The organism is Streptomyces sp. NPDC047000 (assembly GCF_040644295.1).
Lineage (GTDB): Bacteria > Actinomycetota > Actinomycetes > Streptomycetales > Streptomycetaceae > Streptomyces.
The window spans coordinates 1-2,559 of sequence record NZ_JBEYWE010000073.1; the positions used below are offsets into that span (position 1 = coordinate 1).

Annotated in this window: 5 protein-coding genes; 3 read left to right on the forward strand and 2 right to left on the reverse strand. The window is 69.0% G+C overall.

What is annotated here, in order from left to right; translation table 11 throughout:
• Positions 1 to 443: ATP-binding protein (locus ABZ862_RS38380; protein ID WP_360969237.1), on the reverse strand; the 443-nt coding region annotated here is incomplete at its 3' end.
• 148 nt (positions 444 to 591) lie between these two features.
• Here ABZ862_RS38380 and ABZ862_RS38385 point away from each other — a divergent pair.
• Positions 592 to 1,515, forward strand: a complete 924-nt coding sequence (locus ABZ862_RS38385) for a helix-turn-helix transcriptional regulator (protein ID WP_360969249.1) — start codon at positions 592 to 594, stop codon at positions 1,513 to 1,515.
• The gene (locus ABZ862_RS38390; protein WP_360969240.1) at positions 1,512 to 1,727 is read left to right on the forward strand and encodes a DUF397 domain-containing protein; all 216 of its coding nucleotides are present in this window, start codon (positions 1,512 to 1,514) and stop codon (positions 1,725 to 1,727) included. The genes ABZ862_RS38385 and ABZ862_RS38390 overlap by 4 nt, the downstream gene beginning before the upstream one ends.
• 60 nt (positions 1,728 to 1,787) lie before the next feature.
• Here the strand turns inward: ABZ862_RS38390 and ABZ862_RS38395 are convergent, their stop codons facing one another.
• On the reverse strand, positions 1,788 to 2,219 hold the full coding sequence (locus ABZ862_RS38395; RefSeq protein ID WP_360969243.1) for a hypothetical protein: 432 nt from the start codon (positions 2,217 to 2,219) through the stop codon (positions 1,788 to 1,790).
• Between the two features lie 107 nt (positions 2,220 to 2,326).
• Between ABZ862_RS38395 and ABZ862_RS38400 the strand changes: the two genes are divergently transcribed.
• Positions 2,327 to 2,476, forward strand: a complete 150-nt coding sequence (locus tag ABZ862_RS38400) for a hypothetical protein (RefSeq protein ID WP_360969246.1) — start codon at positions 2,327 to 2,329, stop codon at positions 2,474 to 2,476.
• Positions 2,477 to 2,559: the final 83 nt, after the last annotated feature.

The window sequence follows — 2,559 nt, forward strand, 5'->3', positions numbered from 1 at the left end:
CAGCGGGCGGCCAGCCGGGACACCAGCAGCAGGCCGCGGCCCGCCTCACCGGTCCCGGCGGCCTCCGGGGTCCCGGGGCGGCGCGGGAGGCGTTCGGCGCGGGTGTCGGTGACCTCGGCACGGGCGGCGCCGGCACGGGGATCGAGCGCCATGCGGACATGGAAGTCCCGGCCGGGGACGTGGCCGTGCCGGACGGCGTTCCCGGCCAGCTCCGCGACGATCAGCACCAGGTCGTCGTGGGGTTCGGTGCCGTACCCGATGCCCCAGTCGTCCAGGCGGAGCGCGGCCAGGCGACGGGCCAGGCGGGCGCCCCGGGGCGTGGAGCTGAACCGCATCTCGAAGGTGTGGGACGCCTCCGGTGACAAGGAGGCGGTGGGGCAGCCGGGTTGGGTGGTGCCGGTGAGAGCGGTGGTGCCGGATGGGCTGCCGGGTTTGTTCGTCATGCCGAACGCCATGTCGTCAGTCGCGTAGCGTTACGCGTAGTGACGCACTGACGCCGGGCTGTTGTAAGCGTGGTGCGCCGACGAGTGCGAAGCGCACGGCGTGACGGCGTCCCTCTGCGGGGCGTTGGCCGGGGGAGGCGGTGGTGACATGTCAGAACGTACGAGTGCGGCCGCGGAGGCCGCAGCGGCTGCGGACGGCAGCGGAACGACGGTTCTGGGCGTCGGGGACGAGTGGGAGAACGACGACGGCAGCGGGCGACGGCCCGAGAAGAACGCCGGTCGGGGCGTGATGGTGGCCTTCGGCCTGACCATGAAGACCCTCCGGCTCCGAGCGGGCCTGGACCGCGTCGAGTTCGGCCGCCGGATCGGCTACTCGCCGTCCACGGTCGCCGCGTTCGAGCAGGGACGGAGGATTCCGTCACCGACGGCCATCGACCACGCCGACGAGGCGGTGGACGCGGACGGGCTGCTGCGCCTGTGGAAGGAGGAACTGGAGAAGGCGCAGTATCCGGTGTTCTTCCAGGGGATGGCGGTGTTGGAGAAGGAGGCCATCGAGTTGATCGCGTACGACACGCTGGTCGTCAAGGGGTTGCTGCAGACCGAGGAATACATGCGGGCGGTGCTCGCGATGCGGCGTCCGCCCCTGGACCAGGAGACCGTCGAGCAGCGGGTGACAGCCAGGTTGGCTCGGCAGGACATCTTCGACCGTCGTCCCGCCCCGCTGCTGAGCTTCGTGTTGGACGAGTCGGTGCTGCGGCGTCCATACGGTGGGAACGGCGTGCTACGAGGGCAATTGGAGCAACTGCTCCTGATCGGCCAGAAGCCGAACGTCGAGATTCAGGTCATGCCGGTCAGAGCAGAGGACAACGCCGGTGTGAACGGGCCGTTCACCGTCGTCACACGCAAGGACGGCAAGAGGTTCCTGTACGCCGAGGCTCAGGGCATCGGCTCTCTGCAGACCGACCCGGAACAGGCGACTCTCGCGCAGGCACGCTATGGGATTATCCGGTCACAGGCTCTCGCTCCGAGAGAGTCACTGGAGCTCATCGAAGGGGTGCTGGGATCGCTATGAACAACGCTGAGTCCTCGTCCGTCGCCTCCGGCCTCGCTTGGTACAAGAGCAGTTACAGCGGTACCGAGGGCGGTGATTGCGTAGAGGTCGCCGCCGACAGGGCAGTTGTGAACGTCCGGGACTCCAAGGATGTCACCGGTCCCGTCCTCACGGTGTCGCATGCGACGTGGGTGGGATTCGTCGGGCTGGCGTCGTCGGAGCGGGGCGCCTGACGCTCGAACGGTCGCGAGAGCCCTGCCGGTTCCGTTGGGACGGCAGGGCTCTCGCATCGGTCAGCTCTCCGGCTCGGCCGGAGGTCGGGTGTCACCGGGTTCCCAGCCGGCCGCACGCAGGCGGCGGGTGAACTCGGCGTGGGCGGTGCACAACTCACCCTTGCGGTGGGCCCGGTGGAGAGGGCCGGTGTAACCCTCCGGCACCTGGTACTCCTCCGGGAAGCCGCCAGCCGAACTGAGCTGTTTCCAGGCGTCCTTGGGCTGGCCGTACCCGTGCTGCTGATGCGCCTTGGCGATACGGCGGCCGGTCGCGTCGAACAACATGTTCTCCTCGTACTGCTGGAGCACAGGGAAGCGGGCGTCGTACAAGGCCACCAACTCGTGGGCGCTGATACCGAGCCAGACGGCGACGAGGGCGTCGATCTCGACAAGGGCGGCACGACGGGAGAACTCCGTACGGAGGGGTGTGTCACGGGTCCAGGTGCGCGTCACGCCGTGGGCGAGCGGCGGTGTGGTGTCCGGCCAGGTGACGGAGGCGGCCCAGGTGTCCTGCTGCCAGGCGGGGTCGTACAGCTCCTCCCAGAGGGGGGCTACGTCGTGTGGTCGACCGCTGCATCCCCCTGGACCGCATCCGGGCGACGGTCCCCAGGGGGCGTGCCGCCGCGGTGCACTCCGCCGCCAATCTCACCTTCGGGACGTACAAACACCTGCTCAACGTCCCGGAGAACTGGGCGGCTCTAGTGTCCTGAGTCGGAAGTTTGCGGGCGGTTGTAGGGTGGGGTGATGCCGGGTCCGAAGCCGTTGCTGCTCGAGTTGTCCGATCACGAACGCA